The organism is Streptomyces sp. NPDC029164, assembly GCF_055563995.1.
Genome location: NZ_JBVHWW010000009.1, coordinates 145,204 through 166,437 on the forward strand (window position 1 = coordinate 145,204; position 21,234 = coordinate 166,437).

20 protein-coding genes and 1 riboswitch are annotated in these 21,234 nt (G+C 69.5%); of the genes, 7 read left to right on the forward strand and 13 right to left on the reverse strand.

Going from position 1 to position 21,234, the window contains the following annotated elements; translation table 11 throughout:
- Positions 1-31: 31 nt before the first annotated feature.
- On the reverse strand, positions 32-271 hold the full coding sequence (locus tag ACZ4VT_RS11460; protein WP_008738811.1) for a hypothetical protein: 240 nt from the start codon (positions 269-271) through the stop codon (positions 32-34).
- Positions 272-417: 146 nt separating this feature from the next.
- Here ACZ4VT_RS11460 and ACZ4VT_RS11465 point away from each other — a divergent pair, with 146 nt between their 5' ends.
- Entirely contained in the window at positions 418-1,140 is a 723-nt protein-coding gene (locus ACZ4VT_RS11465) for a rhomboid family intramembrane serine protease (RefSeq protein ID WP_467948586.1), read from the forward strand.
- On the forward strand, positions 1,137-1,418 hold the full coding sequence (locus ACZ4VT_RS11470; protein ID WP_008738815.1) for an Lrp/AsnC family transcriptional regulator: 282 nt from the start codon (positions 1,137-1,139) through the stop codon (positions 1,416-1,418). The genes ACZ4VT_RS11465 and ACZ4VT_RS11470 overlap by 4 nt, the downstream gene beginning before the upstream one ends.
- A gap of 562 nt (positions 1,419-1,980) precedes the next feature.
- On the opposite strand, the gene ACZ4VT_RS11475 is transcribed toward ACZ4VT_RS11470, so the two are convergent.
- From ACZ4VT_RS11475 to ctaE, 6 genes are all read right to left on the reverse strand, one after another.
- The gene (locus ACZ4VT_RS11475; RefSeq protein WP_467948587.1) at positions 1,981-3,417 is read right to left on the reverse strand and encodes an aminotransferase class V-fold PLP-dependent enzyme; all 1,437 of its coding nucleotides are present in this window, start codon (positions 3,415-3,417) and stop codon (positions 1,981-1,983) included.
- Positions 3,418-3,675: 258 nt separating this feature from the next.
- Positions 3,676-3,792: riboswitch (SAM riboswitch) on the reverse strand.
- 89 nt (positions 3,793-3,881) lie between these two features.
- Complete coding sequence (trpD, locus tag ACZ4VT_RS11480; protein ID WP_467948589.1) at positions 3,882-4,946, reverse strand: anthranilate phosphoribosyltransferase; 1,065 nt, start codon at positions 4,944-4,946, stop codon at positions 3,882-3,884.
- Positions 4,947-5,110: 164 nt separating this feature from the next.
- Entirely contained in the window at positions 5,111-6,736 is a 1,626-nt protein-coding gene (gene qcrB, locus ACZ4VT_RS11485; RefSeq protein WP_467948591.1) for a cytochrome bc1 complex cytochrome b subunit, read from the reverse strand.
- The gene (gene qcrA, locus ACZ4VT_RS11490; RefSeq protein ID WP_467948593.1) at positions 6,733-7,791 is read right to left on the reverse strand and encodes a cytochrome bc1 complex Rieske iron-sulfur subunit; all 1,059 of its coding nucleotides are present in this window, start codon (positions 7,789-7,791) and stop codon (positions 6,733-6,735) included. Before qcrA ends, qcrB begins: the two co-directional genes overlap by 4 nt.
- Positions 7,788-8,597 (reverse strand): cytochrome bc1 complex diheme cytochrome c subunit, encoded by an 810-nt coding sequence (gene qcrC / locus ACZ4VT_RS11495; RefSeq protein ID WP_351296691.1) that lies wholly within the window; start codon positions 8,595-8,597, stop codon positions 7,788-7,790. Before qcrC ends, qcrA begins: the two co-directional genes overlap by 4 nt.
- A gap of 76 nt (positions 8,598-8,673) precedes the next feature.
- Entirely contained in the window at positions 8,674-9,294 is a 621-nt protein-coding gene (gene ctaE, locus ACZ4VT_RS11500; protein WP_467948595.1) for an aa3-type cytochrome oxidase subunit III, read from the reverse strand.
- Between the two features lie 199 nt (positions 9,295-9,493).
- Here ctaE and ACZ4VT_RS11505 point away from each other — a divergent pair, with 199 nt between their 5' ends.
- Positions 9,494-9,898, forward strand: coding sequence for a hypothetical protein (locus tag ACZ4VT_RS11505; RefSeq protein WP_467948597.1), 405 nt, complete (start codon positions 9,494-9,496; stop codon positions 9,896-9,898).
- Positions 9,899-9,951: 53 nt separating this feature from the next.
- Here the strand turns inward: ACZ4VT_RS11505 and ACZ4VT_RS11510 are convergent, their stop codons facing one another.
- From ACZ4VT_RS11510 to ctaC, 4 genes are all read right to left on the reverse strand, one after another.
- Positions 9,952-11,199, reverse strand: coding sequence for a L,D-transpeptidase (locus tag ACZ4VT_RS11510; protein WP_467948599.1), 1,248 nt, complete (start codon positions 11,197-11,199; stop codon positions 9,952-9,954).
- Between the two features lie 127 nt (positions 11,200-11,326).
- Positions 11,327-11,725 (reverse strand): cytochrome c oxidase subunit 4, encoded by a 399-nt coding sequence (locus tag ACZ4VT_RS11515; RefSeq protein ID WP_467948601.1) that lies wholly within the window; start codon positions 11,723-11,725, stop codon positions 11,327-11,329.
- Positions 11,722-13,458 carry an aa3-type cytochrome oxidase subunit I gene (ctaD, locus tag ACZ4VT_RS11520; RefSeq protein ID WP_467948602.1) on the reverse strand — a complete coding sequence of 579 codons (1,737 nt, stop codon included), beginning with the start codon at positions 13,456-13,458 and terminating at the stop codon, positions 11,722-11,724. The genes ACZ4VT_RS11515 and ctaD overlap by 4 nt, the downstream gene beginning before the upstream one ends.
- A complete protein-coding gene (gene ctaC / locus ACZ4VT_RS11525; RefSeq protein ID WP_467948604.1) occupies positions 13,455-14,426 on the reverse strand; it encodes an aa3-type cytochrome oxidase subunit II in 972 nt (323 codons plus the stop codon). The genes ctaD and ctaC overlap by 4 nt, the downstream gene beginning before the upstream one ends.
- A gap of 291 nt (positions 14,427-14,717) precedes the next feature.
- On the opposite strand from ctaC, the gene ACZ4VT_RS11530 reads away from it, so the two are divergent.
- Positions 14,718-16,097 (forward strand): aminotransferase class V-fold PLP-dependent enzyme, encoded by a 1,380-nt coding sequence (locus ACZ4VT_RS11530; protein ID WP_467948606.1) that lies wholly within the window; start codon positions 14,718-14,720, stop codon positions 16,095-16,097.
- Between the two features lie 231 nt (positions 16,098-16,328).
- Here ACZ4VT_RS11530 and ACZ4VT_RS11535 read toward each other — a convergent pair whose 3' ends face one another.
- On the reverse strand, positions 16,329-17,303 hold the full coding sequence (locus ACZ4VT_RS11535; RefSeq protein WP_467948607.1) for a carbohydrate kinase family protein: 975 nt from the start codon (positions 17,301-17,303) through the stop codon (positions 16,329-16,331).
- A gap of 130 nt (positions 17,304-17,433) precedes the next feature.
- Between ACZ4VT_RS11535 and ACZ4VT_RS11540 the strand changes: the two genes are divergently transcribed.
- Entirely contained in the window at positions 17,434-17,673 is a 240-nt protein-coding gene (locus ACZ4VT_RS11540) for a hypothetical protein (RefSeq protein WP_351304572.1), read from the forward strand.
- A 76-nt stretch (positions 17,674-17,749) separates the two neighbouring features.
- Entirely contained in the window at positions 17,750-19,204 is a 1,455-nt protein-coding gene (locus ACZ4VT_RS11545; protein WP_467948610.1) for a hypothetical protein, read from the forward strand.
- An 87-nt stretch (positions 19,205-19,291) separates the two neighbouring features.
- On the opposite strand, the gene erpA is transcribed toward ACZ4VT_RS11545, so the two are convergent.
- Positions 19,292-19,648, reverse strand: coding sequence for an iron-sulfur cluster insertion protein ErpA (gene erpA / locus ACZ4VT_RS11550; RefSeq protein WP_030010511.1), 357 nt, complete (start codon positions 19,646-19,648; stop codon positions 19,292-19,294).
- 295 nt (positions 19,649-19,943) lie between these two features.
- Between erpA and nadA the strand changes: the two genes are divergently transcribed.
- Positions 19,944-21,131: a quinolinate synthase NadA gene (gene nadA, locus ACZ4VT_RS11555; RefSeq protein WP_467948612.1), complete on the forward strand. Its 1,188-nt coding sequence runs from the start codon at positions 19,944-19,946 to the stop codon at positions 21,129-21,131.
- The last annotated feature ends 103 nt before the right edge of the window (positions 21,132-21,234 follow it).

Genomic DNA, 21,234 nt, shown 5'->3' on the forward strand with positions numbered 1-21,234 from the left:
CTACCGTGATCTACCTGTGGGCACGCCTCCGTCAGGAGTCCGCGCCCGGCCTGTCCACGAGCTCGATCTGGTCCACCGCGTTGCACCAGCGGCAGCGGACCGACTCGATGGTCTCATTGACCACCTCGCGTTCCTCGACCTTGGGTTCCCCGGCGAGGTCCAGGTGGACGTACTCGACGACCTTCGACGAACGGGTGACGTCGAAGCGCGTGAGGTTGCCGCACAGGGTGCAGCGCCACCGGGTGGTGTCGGTCGGCAGGGGAACCGTCATCAGGACGCTCTCTCCTTCGTAGCTGATTCAATTAAAGCCGTCCGCGCCGCCGTGTGCGCGTGTCTTCACCGGCCGGCGGACCGCAGCTCGTAACCCTACGGCCTGCCACCGCCTCAGGTGGGTCCCGTTGCGTCATGCTCTGTCACATGATCGTAAGGTGGCGGGCCGTACGCGAGGCTGCCCGGGGACCGGTGGTCACCCATGCGCTGATCGCGGGCTGCGGTGTGGTGTTCGTACTCGGCCCTGCCTCGGGGCTCAACCCGGTCTACGGGACGGGCGACGAGCTGCTGACCGCCGGGACCGCGTACTTCCGGCGCTGGGGCGTGGTCCCGGACGAGCTCTTCACGGGCACCCCGCGCGCCTGGCTCACCCCGCTGACGGCGCTGTTCGTCCACGGCGGCTGGCTGCACCTGCTCGGGAACATGCTCTTCCTCCACGTCTTCGGGGCGATGGCGGAGGAGCGGATGGGCCGCCCGGCGTTCCTCGTCTTCTACATCTGTACGGGGTACGTGGCACTGGCGGCGTACGCGGCGGCCAACGAGGGGTCCGCGCAGACCCTGGTGGGAGCGTCCGGAGCCATCTCGGCGGTGCTGGGCGCCTTCCTCTACCTGCTCCCGCGGGCGAGGGTGACGAGCCTGTTCCCCTTCCTGTTCTTCCTGCCGCTGCGGTTCCCGGCGTGGATCGTGCTGCTGTTCTGGTTCGCCCTCCAATGGGTGGCGGCGCAGCGGGCGGACAGCGGCCCCGGGGTCGCCTACCTGGCCCACCTGGTGGGCTTCTCGGTCGGCTTCCTCTACGCATGGGTCCGGTATCGGGGTGCGACTAGAGTGAGGCGACCAGCGACGGCCACCGAGGGAGACAGCCAGCCGTGATCACCGCGATCGTGCTCATCAAGACCAGCGTGGACCGGATCCCCGAGATCGCCGAGTCGATCGCCGCGCTGGACAGCGTCAGCGAGGTCTACTCCGTCACGGGGACGTACGACCTGATCGCGCTGGTCCGCGTGGCCCGCCACGAGAACCTGGCGGACATCATCCCGGGCCGCATCAGCAAGATCCCGGGCGTCGAGGCGACGGACACGCACGTGGCGTTCCGCACGTACTCGCAGCACGACCTGGAGGCGGCGTTCGCGATCGGCCTCGACGCGTAGCGCTGTGCCGTGCGGGTATCGGGTCGCCCCGTAGCCCCGGCCGCGGCTTCGCGACGCCTCAAACGCCGGCGGGGCCCTGCGCCCTCCGGCACGGTCCGCAGTAGGGCATGGGCTCCGCTCGGGGCGGCCCTTCGAGTGCGCCGGGCCGACCGCGGGGTCCCTCCGGGACGTCTCCTCGTCGTCGCGCCTGCGGGCCCGTCACGGCCGTGAGGGCGGTTGCGCGCTCCTCCTGCGGGGACGCCCCTGCGTGCCCCCGCTCCCCCGCGCCGGCCGTGGGGTGGGGACACGGCGGAGTGTCCCCGCAGGAGGAGCGCGCAACCGCCCTCCCCCGGTCGCAGCGGTGCCCGCAGGCGCGACGACGAGGAGACATTCCGGCGGGGCACCGGCCCACACCCGTCAGAGGTTCGGCAGGGGCTCGCCCGGCTGGGCGAGACGGTGCTCTCCCCGAGCCAGAAGACGTAGCCGCGGAGGTAGTCCGCGAGGCCCTCGTCGATGTGGGAGACGTACCCGGGCGCCGGCCGCCGCCTCCCGCTCGTCGGCGGCCTCCGAGACCCGTACGGTGTCACACGGCGGGAACGCAGCGGCCTTCCTCCGTGCGGTACTGCCACTTCGCGCCGTCCGCGACGAGCTCCTGCACCGCACGGACGAAGCGCTCGACGTGCTCGTCGGGGGTGCCCGCGCCGAAGCTGACGCGGATCGCGTTCAGCGAGCGCTCCCCCGGGGCCGCCTCCGGGGCTCCGCATTCGCCCTGGGCCTGCGGCTCGCTGCCGAGCAGGGTGCGGACCAGCGGGTGGGCGCAGAACAGGCCGTCGCGGACGCCGATCCCGTACTCCGCGGACAGCGCGGCGGCGAAGTGGGAGCTGTTCCAGCCGTCCACCACGAAGGAGATGACGCCGACGCGCGGGGCGTCGTCGCCGAAGAGCGACAGGACGCGGACCGCCGGGACCTCGGACAGGCCTTCGCGGACCTTGGCGATGAGGTGGCGCTCGCGGGCGACGAGACTGTCGAAGCCCGCCTCGGTCAGGGCCTTGCAGGCGGAGGCGATGGAGTAGACGCCGATGACGTTCGGGGAGCCGGCCTCGTGGCGGGCGGCCGTGGTGTGCCACTCGACGTCCACGCCGCCGTCCTCGCGCCGGGCCACCTTGCGGGAGGCGCCGCCGCCCGCGAGGTACGGCTCCGCCTGCTGGAGCCAGTCCGCGCGGCCGGCGAGCACGCCCGAGCCGAAGGGCGCGTAGAGCTTGTGTCCGGAGAAGGCGACCCAGTCCACGTCCAGGTCCTGGACCGAGACGGGGTGGTGCGGGGCCAGCTGGGCGGCGTCCAGGACGATCCGCGCGCCGTGGGCGTGCGCGGCGGCGGCGAGTTCCTTCACCGGCCACAGTTCACCGGTGACGTTGGACGCGCCGGTGACGCAGACCAGGGCCGGGCCCTTGGGGTCTCCCCAGCTCGAAGAGCCAGGGGATGGCTCGCGGTCGGCGAGGGCCCGCTCCAGGGTGGCGACGGCCTCACCCGGGGTGCGGGGGGCGTTGAGGTAGGTGACCTGCGCGTTCGTCCAGGGCAGGAGCGAGGCGTGGTGCTCGGTCTCGAAGACGAACACCTGGCAGTCGGCGGGGAGCACGGCGGCGAGCAGGTTCAGCGAGTCGGTGGTGGACCGGGTGAAGACCACCTGGTCGCAGGGGCGGCAGTCGAGGAACTCGGCGACCGTGACCCGGCTCTGCTCGAAGAGGTCGGTGGAGAGCTGCGAGAGGTACCCGGCGCCGCGGTGCACGCTGCCGTAGTACGGGGCGTACGCGGCCACGTCGTCCCAGACCCGCTGGAGCGCGGGGGCGCTGGCGGCGTAGTCCAGGGCGGCGTAGGTGACCTCGCCGCCGATGACGAGCGGGACGGTGACGTCCCGGCCGAGCACCGGCAGCGGCGCGGCACAGGCGGGGCCCTCGGCGGCGTCGGCGGTGGCGACGGAGGTGGCGGCGGCGGTGGCGGCGGCGTTCAGGAATGCGGACATGGCGGTATCTCCCGGCAGGCAGGGCTGAATGGCTTCGGAGTGCCCGTACGCGGGTACGGCCGTGCGGCCGTCCTGGGGGTCCCCCCGGACGTAGTCTGGGGGAGGTACGGGAGAGCCCTCGGGCCGGACCGAACGGTCGGCGGGGGTACACGGAAGTGACCCTGATCCGAGGGGTGAAGTAGGGGCGGAGTCGCCCTATCGCATTCGCTTGCTCACGGAAAACGCTCCTCGAGAAGACCAGGACCCCTGGTGTCGAGGGATCCGCGCTTGCCGTAGGCCTTGCTGCCTACGACCTGGTCATCACCCGGGGCACCCCGCCACGGAAGGAGGGTTGCCGGACAGCAAGCCGGGGCCTAAACGCTGTCACTCGTGACCTGGTCAGCATCCTGCCACAAGATCCCCCGCGCGCAAGACCCCGGTCCGCATGGTGGACCGGGGCCTTGGCTCGATTCGCCCGATCGTGGTCAGGCGTTGCTCGCCGCGACCCAGCGCTCCAGCGCCGCGCGCGCCGCGCCCGAGTCGATGGACTCCGCCGCGCGCACCAGACCGGCGGCGAGCTGCTCCTCCAGCGTGCCCGTGCCCGGGTCCAGGGCGACCAGGGCCGCCGCCGAGTTCAGCAGTACGGCTTCGCGGACCGGGCCGGTCTCGCCGGCCAGCAGGCGGCGGGCCACGTCCGCGTTGTACGAGGGGTCGCCGCCGGCCAGCGCCGAGACCTCGACCAGGTCGATGCCGATGTCGCGCGGGTCGAAGGACCGCTCCGAGACCTTGCCGTCGCGGACCCACCAGATGCGCGAGGTGGCCGTCGTGGTCAGTTCGTCCAGGCCGTCGTCACCGCGGAAGACCAGCGCGGACGAGCCCCGCTCGGCGAGTACGCCCGCGATGATCGGGGCCATCCGGGGGTCGGCCACGCCGGTCGCCTGGGCGCGCACCCGGGCCGGGTTGGTCAGCGGGCCCAGCGCGTTGAAGAAGGTCCGGATGCCCAGCTCCTTGCGGGCCGCCGCCACGTGCCGCAGCGCCGGGTGGAACTTGACCGCGAAGCAGAAGGTGATGCCGGCCTCCTCGGCGACCTCCACGACCCGCTCCCGGCTCAGGTTGAGGTTCACCCCGAGCTTCTCCAGGACGTCCGAGGAGCCGCTCGCGGAGGAGGCGGCCCGGTTCCCGTGCTTGACGACCTTGGCACCGGTTCCGGCCACGACGACCGCCGACATCGTCGAGATGTTCACCGTCTTGGCCCCGTCGCCGCCCGTGCCGACGATGTCCACCGTCCGGCCCGGCACCTCGATCAGGTTGGCGTGCTCGTACATCGCCCGTACGAGGCCGTTGATCTCCGCGACCGTCTCCCCCTTCGCCCGCAGCGCGACGGTGAAGCCGGCGATCTGGGCGTCGGTGGCCTCCCCGCGCATGATCCGGTCCATGGCCCAGGCGGTGTCGTCGGCACGCAGGTCCTGGCCGGTCAGCAGAGCGTCGAGGACGCCCGGCCAGCCACGGGCCGCCACGCTGTCGCCGCCTGCCGGGGTCACAACGTTCATGGTCCGCTCCTGCTGCTTGTCAAGGTTTCCACGTCGAATGGGAGGGCTCCAGCCTATCCAGCCCGGAACACGGCAAAGAGCCCCGTCCGGACACTGGACGGGGCTCTCGCCGTGGCGACACCAGAACTGACCGAAATCAGTCCCTCATACGGTCGTGCAGGGGATCAGTGGTGGCCGTGGCCGGCCTGGATCTCCTTGTACTCCTCCACCGTGGGCTTCGGAATCTGGTTGTTCTCCGCGTAGAAGCCCTTGCTGAGCTTCGCGCGGAGCTTCTCCGTGGCCTTCACCTTGCGCTCGACACCGTTCTCGTCGACCGTCGGGCCGATCTCGATCGGCTTGTACTGCTCGTGCGCGGTGAGCTTGTGCAGCTGGCCCGCCGGGAGCGGCTCGTGGACCTCGACGAACTCACCGTGCGGCAGACGCTTGATGATGCCGGTCTCGCGACCGTGCAGCACCTTGTCGTGGTCCCGGCGCTGGAGGCCGAGGCAGATCCGCTTGGTGACGATGAAGGCGAGGACCGGGACGACGAAGAAGCCGATCCGGACGAACCAGGTGATCGAGTTGATCGACAGGTGGAAGTACTGGGCGAACATGTCGTTGCCGCCGCCGATGAGGAGCACGATGTACTCCGCGATCCAGGCGACACCGAAGGCCGTACGGGTCGGGACGTTGCGCGGGCGGTCCAGGATGTGGTGCTCGCGCTTGTCCCCGGTGACCCAGGACTCGATGAACGGCCACACGGCGATCGCACCCAGCACCAGCGGGAAGAGCACCAGCGGGATGAACACGCCCAGGACGAGCGTGTGGCCCCACAGGTTGATCTCCCAGCCGGGCATGGCACGGATCAGGCCTTCCGGCATACCCATGTACCAGTCGGGCTGCGCACCGGTGGACACGTGGTCCGGGCGGTACGGGCCGAGCGCCCAGATCGGGTTGATCGAGGCGATGGCCGCGACGGCCGAGATGACACCGAAGACCAGGAAGAAGAAGCCTCCGGCCTTGGCCATGTAGACCGGCAGCAGCGGCATGCCGACGACGTTGTTGTTCGTCTTGCCGGGACCCGCGAACTGGGTGTGCTTGTGGTAGAAGACCAGGATCAGGTGGGCCACGAGCAGGCCCATCATGATGCCGGGCAGCAGCAGGATGTGCACCGAGTAGAACCGCGCGACGAAGTCGCCGCCCGGGAACTCCCCGCCGAACAGGAACATCGACAGGTACGTGCCGACGACCGGGACGGACAGGATGGCGCCCTGCATGAAGCGGACACCGGTACCCGAGAGCAGGTCGTCCGGCAGCGAGTAACCGGTGAAGCCGGTGAACATGCCGAGGACCAGCAGCAGGAAGCCGAAGATCCAGTTGACCTCACGCGGCTTGCGGAACGCGCCGGTGAAGAAGACGCGCATCATGTGCACGACCATGGCCGCGACGAAGATCAGCGCCGCCCAGTGGTGGATCTGACGGATCAGCAGACCACCGCGGACGTCGAAGCTGATGTCCAGCGTCGAGGCGAAGGCCTCGGACATCATGACGCCCTGCATCGGCACGTACGAGCCGTGGTACACGACCTCGTTCATGCTCGGGTGGAAGAACAGCGTCAGGTACACACCCGTGAGGATGATGATGATGAAGCTGTAGAGGCAGATCTCACCCAGCATGAAGGACCAGTGGTCCGGGAAGATCTTGCGCATGTTGGCCTTGGCCAGGCCGTAGATGCCCAGGCGGCCGTCCGCCCAGTCGGCTACGCGCTCGCCGGCCGGCGCTTTGCGCTCGTTGTTGTCGCTGGTGCTCATCCGCGCTCCCAGAATGCAGGACCGACGGGCTCTTCGAAGTCGCCGAGCGCTTCGAGGAAGCCTTCGTCATTCACGCCGATCCGCAGCTGCGGAAGCGCGTGACCGGCCGGGCCGAAGATGACACGGGCGCCGTCGGAGAGGTCGAAGGTGGACTGGTGGCACGGGCAGAGCACGTGGTGCGTCTGCTGCTCGTACAGGCTGATCGGGCAGCCGACGTGGGTGCAGATCTTGGAGTAGGCGACGATCCCGTCGTGGGACCACTCCAGCTCCTTCTTGTCCTTGATGTCGTCCGGCTGGATACGGACGATCATCAGGGCGGCCTTGGCGATCTGGACCTGGAAGTCGTGCTGCTCCTCCTCCAGGCCTTCCGGCCTGGCGAAGGTCAGCGACCCGACGAGCACGTCCTCGGGACGCAGCGGCTCGTTCGTGTTGTCGTTGATGAGCAGCTTGCCCTTGGCCCAAACGGTCTTGCGCAGCTTGTCCTCAGGCAGCGGGCCCAGGTCGCGCATGATCATGACGGCGGAGAGCGGCAGCATCGCCAGCGCACCGAGCATCGTGTTGCGGATCAGGGGCCGGCGGCCGATGCCGGACTCGTTCGCGCCGTCGCGGAAGTCCTGCAGGACCTGCGCCTTGACCTCCGGCGGAGCGGCGATCTCGTGGCGCTCGGCGGCGACCTCCACGTCGGACATCAGGGTGCGGGCCCAGTGGACCGCGCCCGCGCCGATGCAGAAGAGGGCCAGGCCCAGCGTCATGCCCAGGGCGAAGTTGAGCGCGCTGACCTTCCCGATGGGGAAGATGTAGACGATCTTCTCGACCGGGAAAATCACGTACGACGCGATGAAGCCGATCGTGGCCAGCATGGACAGCGTGAACAGCATCGCGACGGTGCGCTCGGAGCGCTTCGCCGCCCGCTCGTCGATGTCCTGGATGCGGGGCTTGTGGACCGGCAGGCCCGGGTCGGCGAACGGGTCGTCCGCGACCGCTACGGCACCGTGGTGCGCGTCGCCCTGCTCGCTCGGCAGGTGCTTCTCTTCGGGAATCTCTTGGCTACTCATGACTTCTTGGCCTTAGCGGTGTGGGCCGCGACCCAGACGGCGACAGCGATCAGCGCACCCAGAGCGAAGATCCAGCCGAACAGACCCTCGGAGACGGGGCCGAGGCCACCGAGCTTGAGACCACCGGGGCTGGTCGACTTCTCACCGTTCACGTTCTGGAGGTACGCGATGATGTCCTTCTTCTGCTGCTCCGGCATGGTCTGGTCCGGGAAGGAGGGCATGTTCTGCGGGCCGGTGAGCATGGCCTCGTAGACGTGCTTCGGGTCGACGCCCTCAAGGTTGGGGGCGTACTTCCCGTTCGTCAGCGCGCCGCCCTCACCGGTGAAGTTGTGGCACTGCGCGCAGTTGTTGCGGAACAGCTCACCACCCCTGGCGATGTCGGCACCTGCCGGGTCGTACTGCTTTGCGGTCGGCGTGATCGGACCGGCGCCGAGGGACGCGACGTACGCCGCCAGCTGGTCGATCTGCGCCTGGGTGTAAATGACGGGCTTCTTCGGCACCTGGGCGCCGGGCTGCTGGGCGGGCATGCGGCCCGTGCTCACCTGGAAGTCGACGGCCGCGGAGCCGACGCCGACCAGGCTCGGGCCGTCAGAGGAACCCTGACCGCCGGTTCCGTGGCAGCTTGCGCAACCCACGGCGTAGAGCTTCTTGCCCTCCTCGATGGCGAGGGACTGGGCGGTTTCATCGGCCTGCGCCTTGCCCGCGGGAGCAAAGGCGGCGTACAGCCCCCCAGTGGCCGCCAGCGCGAGGAGTAGAACGACGACCGCCGCCAGCGGATGGCGTCGTCGTGCGGAGAGCTTTTTCACGGATTACCCCGGTGTCAGGATCTTCTGCGTCGGTGTGTCTGGATGGAGTGCCGGGTCGGGCCCGGTGACGTGTTCGCTACTTGATCAGGTAGATCGTGGCGAAGAGGCCGATCCAGACGACATCGACGAAGTGCCAGTAGTAGGACACGACGATGGCCGACGTGGCCTGTTCGTGGGTGAACCTCTTGGCCGCGTACGTCCGGCCGAGGACCAGCAGGAAGGCGATGAGGCCGCCCGTCACGTGCAGACCGTGGAAGCCGGTGGTCAGGTAGAAGACCGAGCCGTACGGACCGGACGAGAGGCTCATGCCCTCGTGCTTGACCAGCTCGGTGTACTCGAACACCTGGCCGCCAATGAAGATCGCACCCATGACGAACGTGATGATGAACCACGTCCGGAGCTTCTTCACGTCACCGCGCTCGGCGGCGAATACGCCGAGCTGGCAGGTGAGCGAGGAAAGCACCAGGATCGTCGTGTTCGTCGCCGAGAAGGGCAGATTCAAGGCCGAAGCCTGCTCTGTCCAGTACTCGGAACCCGTCACGGATCGCAGGGTGAAGTACATCGCGAAGAGGGCCGCGAAGAACATCAGCTCGGAACTCAACCAGATGATGGTTCCGACGCTGACGAGGTTCGGCCGGTTGACCGTCGGGTGCGCGTGCCCGGTATCTACTGTCGTTGCTGTCGCCACGACCGACATTATGTCGGTCGCTTATCCCGCCCTCACCCCGGGGGGTGCCGTTCGGAGTGTCCGGGGCGTGTGCAAGGCCCGAACGGCCCATCAGATCGCCCCGGTGGGATGTCCCGTGCACATGTCCGAACCGATGTTGACAGCGCATCGGGAGGAGTAGCATCCCGCGCAACATCAACGTGATTCACGTGACACGTGGAGGAACGAAATGCGGGCGACTGCGCGGGTTCTGGTCTACAGCGACGACGCGGGCACCCGGGAGCAGGTGCGGCTGGCGGCCGGACGCCGGCCCGCCGCGGACCTGCCGCCGGTGGAGTTCGTGGAGTGCGCGACGCTGCCGGCGGTGCTGACACAGCTGGACGCGGGCGGCATCGACGCGTGCGTGCTCGACGGCGAGGCGGTTCCGGCCGGGGGCATGGGCGTGTGCCGGCAGATCAAGGACGAGATCTTCCGGTGTCCGCCGGTGCTGCTGCTGATGGGACGCCCCCAGGACGCCTGGCTGGCCACGTGGAGCCGTGCGGACGCCGCCGTGACCCTTCCGGTGGACCCGGTGGAGTTCGCGGACACCCTGGCGGGCGTGCTGCGCTTGCGCCTCTCCTCCTCGGCCGCCTGACGGTGCGCCTGCGGGCCCACGGGTGAACCGTGGGCCCGCACAGGCGCTCGCGGTCAGACGGTGGGCCGCAGGCGGGCCTGGTCCATCGGGTTGCGGCCTTCCTCGGTGCCCTTGAGCAGCGCGCTGCCCTGGCGCCAGTCCTTCCAGTCCATGTTCCAGTCGCCGAAGCCGTTGCCGAAGATGTCCATGTCGTCGCCGATGCTGTTGATCACCTTGACGATGTCGCCCTCGGTGATGTTCTCGTAGAACCAGGCGGCGTTGCCGGTGCTCATGCCGGTGCATCCGTGGCTGACGTTCTCGTAGCCCTGGGAGCCGACGGACCACGGCGCGGCGTGGACGTATTCACCACTCCAGGTGACGCGGGTGGCGTAGTAGACGGGCAGGTTGTAGTACTCGCTGCCGCCGATGCCCACGGTGTCGCCGCGCATCTGGACGAAGTACTGCTTGCCCAGCACCACCTTGACCCCGTTGCGGGTGGAGAAACCGGGCTTTCCGGTGGTCACCGGGATGGTGTTGATCACTTCTCCGTTGCGCCGGAACGTGAGGTAGTGCGAGGAGGCGTCGGTGGTGACCTCGACCCGGTCCCCGATCTCCAGCTTCACGGGCTTGGCCGCGACGCCGTGGAGCTCGTCGGTGATCCTGATGCCCTCCAGGTTGCTCCGTACGGAGACGGTGGAGTTGGCGGGCCAGTAGTCCTTGGGCCTGAAGTGGAGGTTCTTGTCGTCCACCCAGTGCCAGGCGCCCTCGACGCCGGCCGGGGCGTCGACGATCAGGCCCCGTTCCACGATCGCGCGGGCGGCCTTGTCCTTGACCGGCTCGCTGAGCTCGGCCGTGAGGGGCTGTCCGACGCCGTATTTGCCCTCCTCCGGGCCGAATTCGACCTTCAGGACCCCCTTGGACGGGGTGGTGTCGAACGTCAGCGTGCGCTGCCCCGGGGCGCCCCGCTCGTCCTCGGTGCTCACCGTGACCGTGTAGCGGACCCCTGAGGCCATCGGGACGGTGCTGTGCCAGCGATCGCCCTTGGCGCTCAGTTCGCCCGCCAGGCGGCGGCCGTGGGTGTCCACGGCCAGCACGTCGGTGATCCGGCCGCCACCGGCCTTGGCGGTGATTTCGAGGGGCTTGTCGGGGTCCACGGGGCGACTGCCCGCGGTCTGGTTGAAGGCGACCTGATCGCCCGCGTCGTACGGGCGGGCTGACAGCGGGTTCTTGTCGCCGGACCCGCATGCGGTGGCGCCGGCCCCGAGGGACGCGACCAGCAGGGAGCAGCTGAGTACCGTCCAAAGACGCGGTGAGTGCTTCATGGAGCCAACGCTATGAAGATATGACAATTACGGCGCGCGGGGTGACTGCAAACGAGGGGCCCGGACTCCTCCGAAGAGGTGTCCGGGCCCCAAGTGTGCTCGCGCGGCGCGGCCGCGCGGGGTGCTTCTACTGGTTCGCGTTCTCACCGCGGTAGTACTCGTACACCCAGCCCCACAGGCCGATCACGATGATCGGGGCCGAGAAGTACATGAGCCACCAGCCGAAGACGACGCCCATGAAAGCGAGCGCGCCACCGACGGCCAGCGAGAGCGGCTGCCAGCTGTGCGGGGAGAAGAACCCCAGCTCGCCGGCCTCGTCGGCGACGTCGGCCTCCAGGTTGTCCTGGGCCATCTCGTCGACGCGCTTGGCCGTGAAGGCCAGGTAGTAGCCGATCATGACGCTCAGGCCGAAGGCCAGGAAGAGCGCGGTGGTGCCGACGGGCTCCTTCGACCACACGCCGTACACGACGGCCATGACCAGGATGAAGAAGGAGAGCCACAGGAACATCTTGCCCTGGATCTTCACTTGCCGGCCTCCTTGTCACCGGTGAGGGCCTGGGTCCCGCCGGCGATGTGGTCCTCGAGGTGGTCCAGGGCCGCGATGTCCGGGTGGTGCAGGTCGAAGGCCGGGGACTCGGAGCGGATCCGCGGCAGGGTGAGGAAGTTGTGCCGCGGCGGCGGGCAGGAGGTCGCCCACTCGAGCGAACGGCCGTAACCCCACGGGTCGTCGACCTCGATCTTCTTGCCGTACTTGGCCGTCTTCCAGACGTTGTACATGAACGGAAGCATCGACAGGCCGAGCAGGAAGGAGCTGATCGTCGAGATCGTGTTCAGCGTGGTGAAGCCGTCGGCCGCGAGGTAGTCCGCGTAGCGGCGCGGCATGCCCTCGGCGCCCAGCCAGTGCTGCACCAGGAACGTGCCGTGGAAGCCGATGAACAGCGTCCAGAAGGTGATCTTGCCGAGGCGCTCGTCCAGCATCTTGCCCGTGAACTTCGGCCACCAGAAGTGGAAGCCGGCGAACATCGCGAAGACCACGGTGCCGAAGACGACGTAGTGGAAGTGCGCGACGACGAAGTACGAGTCGGAGACGTGGAAGTCCATCGGGGGCGAGGCCAGGATGACGCCGGTCAGACCACCGAAGGTGAAGGTGACCAGGAAGCCGATCGTCCAGAGCATCGGGGTCTCGAAGGACAGCGAGCCCTTCCACATGGTGCCGATCCAGTTGAAGAACTTCACACCGGTCGGTACCGCGATCAGGAAGGTCATGAAGGAGAAGAACGGCAGCAGTACACCGCCGGTGACGTACATGTGGTGGGCCCACACGGTCACCGAGAGGCCGGCGATCGCGATCGTCGCGGCGATCAGACCGATGTAACCGAACATCGGCTTGCGCGAGAAGACCGGAATGATCTCGGAAACGATTCCGAAGAATGGCAGCGCGATGATGTACACCTCTGGGTGTCCGAAGAACCAGAAGAGGTGTTGCCAGAGCAATGCGCCGCCGTTCGCGGCATCGAACACATGCGAACCGAACTTGCGGTCGGCCTCCAGCGCGAAGAGCGCGGCGGCCAGCACCGGGAAGGCGAGCAGGACCAGGACACCGGTCAGCAGCACGTTCCAGGTGAAGATCGGCATGCGGAACATCGTCATGCCGGGTGCGCGCATGCAGATGATCGTGGTGATGAAGTTGACCGAGCCGAGGATCGTGCCGAAGCCCGAGAAGGCCAGACCCATGATCCACATGTCGGCGCCGATGCCCGGCGAGCGGACCGCGTCCGACAGCGGGGAGTAGGCGAACCAGCCGAAGTCGGCGGCGCCGTTCGGCGTCACGAAGCCGGCCACCGCGATGGTCGAGCCGAAGAGGTACAGCCAGTACGCGAACATGTTCAGCCGCGGGAACGCCACGTCGGGCGCGCCGATCTGCAGCGGCATGATCCAGTTCGCGAAGCCCGCGAACAGCGGGGTGGCGAACATCAGCAGCATGATCGTGCCATGCATGGTGAACGCCTGGTTGAACTGCTCGTTCGACATGATCTGCGTGCCCGGACGGGCCAGCTCGGCGCGCATGAAGAGCGCCAGCAGGCCGCCGATGATGAAGAACACGAACGACGTGACCAGGTACATCGTGCCGATGGTCTTGTGGTCGGTGGTGGTGAGCCACTTCACGACCACGTTGCCCGGCTGCTTGCGCCGTACCGGCAGCTCGTTCTCGTACGAGTCAGCTGCGGCGGCACCCTGGGATTCGTTGAGGATGCTCACAGTTTGTTCACTTCCGCATTCCGGGCCGGGTCGGTCTGCTGGATGCCGGCGGGCAGGAAGCCGGTCTGGCCCTTCTCGGCCAGCTCCTTCAGGTACGCCTGGTACTTCTCGGGCGAGACCACCTTGACGTTGAAGAGCATCCGGGAGTGGTCGACGCCGCAGAGCTCGGCGCACTTGCCCATGAAGGTGCCCTCTTGGCTCGGGGTGACCTCGAAGACGTTGGTGTGGCCCGGGATGACGTCCTGCTTGAACAGGAAGGGGACCACCCAGAAGGAGTGGATGACGTCGTTGGACGACAGGATGAAGCGGACCTTCTCACCCTTGGGCAGGACGAGGGTCGGCCCCGGGTTGCCCGTCTGCGGGTTCCGGTCGCTCGGAACGCCCTTCTCGTAGACGCCCTCGGCGCCCGCCGGGAAGGCCTTCGTGAAGCGGTCCGGGATCGAGGCGAGCTCCTTGGGAACCTCGCCCGCCTTCGGGGTCGCCGCGTCGCCGTCGACGTTCTCGACGTAGTTGAAGCCCCAGCTCCACTGGAAGCCGATCACGTTGATCGTGTGCGCCGGCTTGGAGAGGGCGAGCAGCTTCGACTCGTCACGCGCGGTGAAGTAGAAGAGCACCGAGACGATGATGAGCGGGACCACGGTGTACAGCGCCTCGATGGGCATGTTGTACCGGGTCTGCGGGGGGACCTCCACCTTCGTCCGGCTGCGCCGGTGGAAGATGACGCTCCAGATGATCAGGCCCCACACCAGGATGCCCGTGACGAGCGCGGCCGCCCAGGATCCCTGCCACAGGGAGAGGATGCGCGGCGCCTCCTCGGTTACCGGAGTCGGCATTCCGAGGCGGGGAAAGTTTTGCCATGTAAACGAGCAACCAGTGGCGGTCGCCAGGACCACGCCCGCAGTCAGCGCCTGCAGCAGCTTCCGCCGCATCGGGCGCCGCGGCGAGCGGTCGGAGCCGTAGGGACTCACGTAGCGCCTTCCCGAGAGTCTCGGCCCGCGCGGCCGGCCGCGGCCGTGTTCGGGTCGGTCGCCGGCCCTGACGCAGGCAGGGGTTTGGATGTTTATGCGGACCAAACCCTACTGGACGCTATTTGGGGTCGCGCGGGGAGGGTGCCCAACGCGCCGCTACAGCCCCCGAAGGGATGGATCCGCCGTCCGGGGGACGGTGCGAACGGCCCTGAATGGCGGTCTCCGGGGCCGAACTGACGCCCCCTGACCTCGGACGCTCCCCGACCCGCCGCCTTGCCTTACGGTGGCCGGATGCCGTACTTCGACAGCGCGTCCGCCGCCCCCCTGCACCCCGTGGCCCGGCAGGCGTTGCAGGCCTCCCTGGACGAGGGCTGGGCCGATCCGGCCAGGCTGTACCGGGAGGGCAGGCGCGCCCGGCTGTTGCTGGACGCGGCACGGGAGGCCGCGGCGGAGGCGGTGGGATGCCGTGCCGACGAGCTCGTGTTCACTCCTTCGGGGACGCACGCCGTTCACACGGGAGTGGCGGGGGCCCTCGCGGGGCGCCGACGCGTCGGGGGCCATCTGGCCATGTCCGCGGTCGAACACAGTTCTGTACTGCACGCTGCGGCGACGCACGAGGCGCACGGCGGGACGGTGACCGAGGTCCCGGTGGACCGCTACGGCGCGGTGACGGCGGCCGGATACGCGGACGCGCTCCTCCCGACGACCGCCCTCGCCTGCCTCCAGTCGGCCAATCACGAGGTGGGCACGGTCCAACCGGTGGCGGAGGTGGCCGAGGTCTGCGCGGCGGCCGGGGTGCCGTTGCTGGTGGACGCGGCGCAGTCGCTGGGCTGGGGCCCGGTGGAGGGTGCCTGGTCGCTTCTGGCGGCGAGCGCCCACAAGTGGGGCGGCCCGCCCGGGGTCGGTCTGCTGGCGGTCCGCAAAGGGGTCCGTTTCGCCCCCCAACACCCCTCGGACGAACGGGAGGCGGGCCGCTCCCCCGGTTTCGCGAACCTCCCCGCGATCGTGGCGGCGGCGGCGTCACTGCGGGCCGTTCGGGCCGAGGCCGAGGCGGAGGCGGCCCGGCTGCGCGTCCTGGTGGACCGGATCCGGCGGCGGGTGGTGCGGCTGGTCCCGGACGTGGAGGTGGTCGGCGACGCGGAGCGGAGGCTGCCGCACCTGGTCACCTTCTCCTGCCTGTACGTCGACGGGGAGACCCTGCTGCACGAGCTGGACCGGGCGGGCTTCTCGGTCTCCTCGGGCTCCTCCTGCACGAGCTCCACGCTGACCCCCAGTCACGTGCTGCGGGCCATGGGCGTGCTGTCGGAGGGGAACGTACGGGTGTCCCTGCCGCCGGGGACCACGGCGGAGGAGGTCAACGCGTTCCTGGAGGTGCTGCCGGGTGCGGTGGCGGGCGTACGGGAGCGGCTCGGGGTCTCGCACACCCCGGCGGTGCAGCCGGTGGGGGACACCCTGGAGATCGACGCGCTCGGCCTGCGGTGCCCGCAGCCGGTGATCGAACTGGCCCGGGCCATTTTCCGGGTACCGGTGGGCGGCACGGTGACGGTCGTCTCCGACGACGAGGTGGCCCGGCTGGACATCCCGGCGTGGTGCGCGATGCGGGGGCAGGAGTACGTGGGCGAAACCCCCCGCGCCACCGGCTCCGCCTACACGGTCCGCCGCCTGCTCTGACCCGGGGCTCCGCCCGGACCCGCGCCTCGGTATTTCAGCCTCGTGGCGTCCGCAGCGCGCACTTGAAGGCTGACGCCGGCACAATGCAGCCCCTCCGGCGTGTGAGGAGCGGGGGTCCGGGGGCAGCGCCCCCCGGCGGCGGCGCCGCACCCGGGGTCGGGCAGGACCACCGGCTCCGCCGGCGCACCGGGGCTCCGCTCCTCAAACGCCGGAGGGGCTGAAATACGGAGGTCAGGCGAGGTGGGCGCGGACTTCTGCCGCGGCCTCGTCGCCGTAGGCCTTCGTGAAGCGCTCCATGAAGTGGGCCCGGGCCAGGGTGTACTCCTGGGTGCCGAGGGTCTCGATGACCAGCGTCGCGAGCATGCAGCCCAGCTGCGCCGCCCGCTCCAGGCCCACACCCCACGCCAGCCCGGTCAGGAACCCGGCGCGGAACGCGTCGCCGACACCCGTCGGGTCGACCTTCGCGGTCTCCTCCGGGCAGCCGACCACGATCGGGGCCTCGCCGACCCGCTCGATCTTGACTCCGTTGGAGCCGAGCGTGGTGACGCGGGTGCCGACCTTCGCGAGGATCTCCGCGTCCGTCCAGCCCGACTTCGACTCGATGAGGCCCTTCTCGTACTCGTTCGAGAAGAGGAAGGTCGCGCCCTCCATCAGGGTGCGGATGTTGTCGCCGTCCATCCGGGCGATCTGCTGCGAGAAGTCGGCGGCGAAGGGGATCCCCCGCGTCCGGCACTCCTCCGTGTGGCGCAGCATCGCCTCGGGGTCGTCCGCGCCGATGAGGACCAGGTCCAGTCCACCGACGCGGTCGGCCACGGACTTCAGCTCGATCAGGCGGGCCTCGCTCATCGCGCCCGTGTAGAAGGAGCCGATCTGATTGTGGTCGGCGTCCGTGGTGCACACGAAGCGCGCGGTGTGCAGCACCTCGGAGATCCGGACGGACTCGGTGTCGACGCCGTGCCGGTCCAGCCAGGCGCGGTACTCGTCGAAGTCGGATCCGGCGGCTCCGACCAGGATCGGGCGGCTGCCGAGCTGCCCCATGCCGAAGCAGATGTTCGGGCCGACACCGCCCCGTCGCACGTCGAGGTTGTCGACGAGGAAGGAGAGGGAGACCGTGTGCAGCTGGTCGGCGACCAGCTGGTCGGCGAATCGGCCGGGGAAGGTCATGAGGTGGTCGGTGGCGATGGAGCCGGTGACTGCAATGCGCACGGCGTGGACGCTCCTGCTGAGGACGGCGGGGACAGTCAAAACTACCCGGTAAGCGACCCCAGGCCGAACCCCAGAAACTACCCCTTAGTAGCTCTTTCTTCGCGAGAGCCCCGATGCCTACGGTGCCTTCATGACCTATACCGATGGTTTCGGCTACGGCGAGTACACCGCGGACAAGCGCGGCACGGAAGCCCCCCGGCAGCCCGGCCTCACCCGGCTGCTCGGCGACTGCGCCCGGATGGCCCCGCACTGGGCGGTCCCGGCGGACCCCCGGCCGGCCCGGGTCGCGCCCTCGCAGATCCACGGGATCAGCGTCCCGCCGGCCTCGGCGCGGCTGATCGCCTCCACCGCGGCGTACGGGGACCAGTAGGGGGACGGGAACCGGTTTCGCCCCTGCTCCGTCCCACCCGCATCAGACACTGCGGGACCGGAGAAGGAGCGTTGCGGTGACCAGCGAACAACCCGACACATCACGCGGCACACGACGGCGGCCCGCCTGGGCCGTCGGCTCGATCGCGGCCGCTGTCCTGCTCGCGGGCGGCGGCACCGCGTACTGGGCGTCCACCGCCCACGGCGACGGCGGGCCGGGGGACCGTACGGGTGACAGCGCGGCCTCCGCGCGCCGTGACGCGGGGGATCCCACGGGTCCGGGCATCGCGCCGGGTGAGCCCGATCCGTCCGGCGAGGGCGTGGTCTACCGGGCCGACGTGCGGCTCCCGGAGGGCCCGGCCTCCGCGCCGGCCTTCGCCGCCTCGGGCGAGGTCACCGCTGCGGAGGTGGCCCGGCTCGCCGCGGCCCTCGGCATCCCGGGCGAGCCGCGGCTCGCCGGGGACGTCTGGCTGACCGGGGAGGCCGCCGACGGCTCCGGCCCCCGGCTCACGGTCAGCCGTACGGCGCCGGGGACGTGGAACTTCTCCCGCTTCCAGGCGCCGGCCAACGGCACCGGGGACGACTGCGCCCGCGGCAAGGACACCTGCGGTCCCGCTACCGTCCCGCGGGACGCCGACGGAGCGGTCCCGGGGGCGGGCAAGCCCGAGGCGCAGGCCAAGCCGGTGTCCGAGGAGGCCGCCAAGGCCGCCGCGGCCCCCGTACTGGCCGCCGCGGGGCAGGACGGGGCGAAGCTCGACGCCCGGCTCACCCAGGGTTCGGTGCGGGTGGTGAGCGCCGATCCGGTGATCGGCGGGCTGCCCACGCAGGGCTGGTCCACGAAGGTGAGCGTGGGCGGCGAAGGCACGGTCGTGGGTGGCAGCGGCGAGCTGAAGGCGCCCGTACGGGCGGCCGAGCAGCCGGTGGTCGGGGCCGTGGAGGCGCTGGCCCAGCTGAACGCGAAGTCGGGCGGCCGGGAGGGCGCCGCCCCCGACCCCAGCGGCTGCGCCAGCGCGGTCCCGCTGGCGCAGGACGCCCCGGCGGCGGCCACCGACACGGTGCCGTGCAACCCGGAGCCGCGGCCGATGAAGCCGCCGCGGACGGAGACGGTGCGGGGCGCGGTGCTCGGGCTGACCCCGGGCACGGTGAACGGCGCGCGCGGCCTGGTCCCGGCCTGGCTCTTCGAGGTGGCGGGCCGCGATGGCGCGCCCGCCCACACGGTGGCCCAGCCGGCCGGCGCCGGGCAGGGCACCCCCGCCCCGAAGGACGGTCGTTCCGTGCCCGGGTTCTCTTACGCGCAGGCCGACCGGAAGCTGACCGTGAACTTCTGGGGCAGCGTGTGCAGCACCTACTCCCTGGAGGCGCGGGAGTCGGCCGAGTCGGTCCTGGTGAAGATCACGGACACCCCGAACAAGCCGGGTCAGGCCTGCATCATGCTCGCGCAGGAGATGTCCCTGACGACGGCGCTGCAGCAGCCGCTGGGTGACCGGAAGGTGCTCGACGCGACCACGGGCAAGCCGCTCCCCCGGCAATAGCCCTCAGCCCCTCGGACATGCGGCGAGGGCCCGCCTCCGGTCGGTGTGACCGGAGGCGGGCCCTCGTCGTACGTGCGGGGTTCAGGCTTAGCTGAACGAGTCGCCGCAGGCGCAGGAGCCCGTGGCGTTCGGGTTGTCGATCGTGAAGCCCTGCTTCTCGATGGTGTCGACGAAGTCGATGGACGCGCCGTGGAGGTACGGGGAGCTCATCCGGTCCGTGACGACCTTCACACCGTCGAAGTCCTTCACGACGTCGCCGTCGAGGGAGCGCTCGTCGAAGAAGAGCTGGTAGCGCAGGCCGGAGCAGCCACCGGGCTGGACGGCGACGCGGAGCGCCAGGTCATCGCGGCCTTCCTGCTCCAGCAGGGTCCTGACCTTTTCGGCGGCGGCGTCGGACAGGAGGATGCCGTCGCTCACGGTGGTCTTGTCGTCCTGTACGGACATCTGCATTCACTCCCGAAGTGGGCGGCTCCCCGCCGGAGACGGGGAAACGTCGGACTCTTGCCGTCGGTGGCAACGAGCGGGACCGCGGATTCATTCCGGGACCCGACGCTTGTTTCAGATATTCCATGCTCGCACACCGCGCGCGGGGGTGGGCCCTACCGATCGAGGGCTGATGCGTCACATTGACACTATCGGCATCGTCAAACTGACGTGAAGCGGTTATGATAGATAACGTCAAGTAGACGAGAAGTCGAATCGATGATCCAGAAGTCCCTTGTCTCGCAGAACAGAAAGGGTGCGTGTCGTGACCACCGCCCAGCCGTTGGACGTCCAGCCGACGCCGCTTGCCCTGCTGCTGCTCGGCCGTGAGGCCGACCCCAAGAGCGAGCGCGGGGTGGAGTGCCCCGGCGACCTGCCCTCGCCCTCGGACCCGAACCTCGTGGAGCGTGCCCGCGCGGCCAAGGAGAAGCTCGGGGACAAGGTCTTCATCCTCGGCCACCACTACCAGCGTGACGAGGTCATCGAGTTCGCGGACGTCACCGGCGACTCGTTCAAGCTGGCCAAGGACGCGGCCGCCAAGCCGGAGGCCGAGTACATCGTCTTCTGTGGCGTGCACTTCATGGCCGAGTCCGCGGACATCCTGACCTCGGACGACCAGAAGGTGGTCCTGCCGGACCTGGCCGCGGGCTGCTCGATGGCCGACATGGCCACCGCCGAGCAGGTCGCGGAGTGCTGGGACGTGCTGACCGAGGCCGGCATAGCCGGTACGACGGTTCCCGTCTCGTACATGAACTCCTCCGCCGACATCAAGGCCTTCACCGGCAAGCACGGCGGCACGATCTGTACCTCGTCCAACGCGAAGAAGGCTCTGGAGTGGGCCTTCGAGCAGGGCGAGAAGGTGCTCTTCCTGCCGGACCAGCACCTGGGCCGCAACACCGCCGTCCGCGACATGGGCATGTCCCTGGACGACTGCGTGCTCTACAACCCGCACAAGCCGAACGGCGGCCTGACCGCCGAGCAGCTGCGGAACGCCAAGATGATCCTGTGGCGCGGGCACTGCTCGGTCCACGGCCGGTTCTCGGTCGACTCGGTCAACGACGTCCGCGCGCGGATCCCCGGCGTCAACGTCCTGGTCCACCCCGAGTGCAAGCACGAGGTCGTGGCGGCCGCGGACTACGTCGGCTCGACGGAGTACATCATCAAGGCGCTGGAGGCGGCCCCGGCCGGCTCCAAGTGGGCCATCGGCACCGAGCTGAACCTCGTCCGCCGCCTGGCGAATCGATTCGCCGCGCAGGACAAGGAAGTCGTCTTCCTCGACAAGACGGTCTGCTTCTGCTCGACGATGAACCGCATCGACCTCCCGCACCTGGTGTGGACCCTGGAGTCCCTGGCCGAGGGCACCCTCGTCAACCAGATCCAGGTCGACAAGGAGACGGAGAGCTTCGCGAAGCTCGCGCTGGAGCGGATGCTCGCCCTCCCGTAGCCTGCGCGCCGGAACGCCGAAGGGGCGCCCCCCCCCCCAGGGGGGTGGCCCCCCCCGTCGGGGGTGGGGGTCGGTTCCCCCCCCAGGGACCCGTTCGCCCCCA

Coding starts and splice junctions, on each gene's coding strand:
- ACZ4VT_RS11460 (WP_008738811.1), bottom strand. CDS start 271: ATGACGGTTCCCCTGCCGACCGACACCACCCGGTGGCGCTGCACCCTG.
- ACZ4VT_RS11465 (WP_467948586.1), top strand. CDS start 418: ATGATCGTAAGGTGGCGGGCCGTACGCGAGGCTGCCCGGGGACCGGTG.
- ACZ4VT_RS11475 (WP_467948587.1), bottom strand. CDS start 3,417: ATGTCCGCATTCCTGAACGCCGCCGCCACCGCCGCCGCCACCTCCGTC.
- trpD (WP_467948589.1), bottom strand. CDS start 4,946: ATGAACGTTGTGACCCCGGCAGGCGGCGACAGCGTGGCGGCCCGTGGC.
- qcrB (WP_467948591.1), bottom strand. CDS start 6,736: ATGAGCACCAGCGACAACAACGAGCGCAAAGCGCCGGCCGGCGAGCGC.
- qcrA (WP_467948593.1), bottom strand. CDS start 7,791: ATGAGTAGCCAAGAGATTCCCGAAGAGAAGCACCTGCCGAGCGAGCAG.
- ctaE (WP_467948595.1), bottom strand. CDS start 9,294: ATGTCGGTCGTGGCGACAGCAACGACAGTAGATACCGGGCACGCGCAC.
- ACZ4VT_RS11505 (WP_467948597.1), top strand. CDS start 9,494: ATGCGGGCGACTGCGCGGGTTCTGGTCTACAGCGACGACGCGGGCACC.
- ACZ4VT_RS11510 (WP_467948599.1), bottom strand. CDS start 11,199: ATGAAGCACTCACCGCGTCTTTGGACGGTACTCAGCTGCTCCCTGCTG.
- ACZ4VT_RS11530 (WP_467948606.1), top strand. CDS start 14,718: ATGCCGTACTTCGACAGCGCGTCCGCCGCCCCCCTGCACCCCGTGGCC.
- ACZ4VT_RS11540 (WP_351304572.1), top strand. CDS start 17,434: ATGACCTATACCGATGGTTTCGGCTACGGCGAGTACACCGCGGACAAG.
- erpA (WP_030010511.1), bottom strand. CDS start 19,648: ATGTCCGTACAGGACGACAAGACCACCGTGAGCGACGGCATCCTCCTG.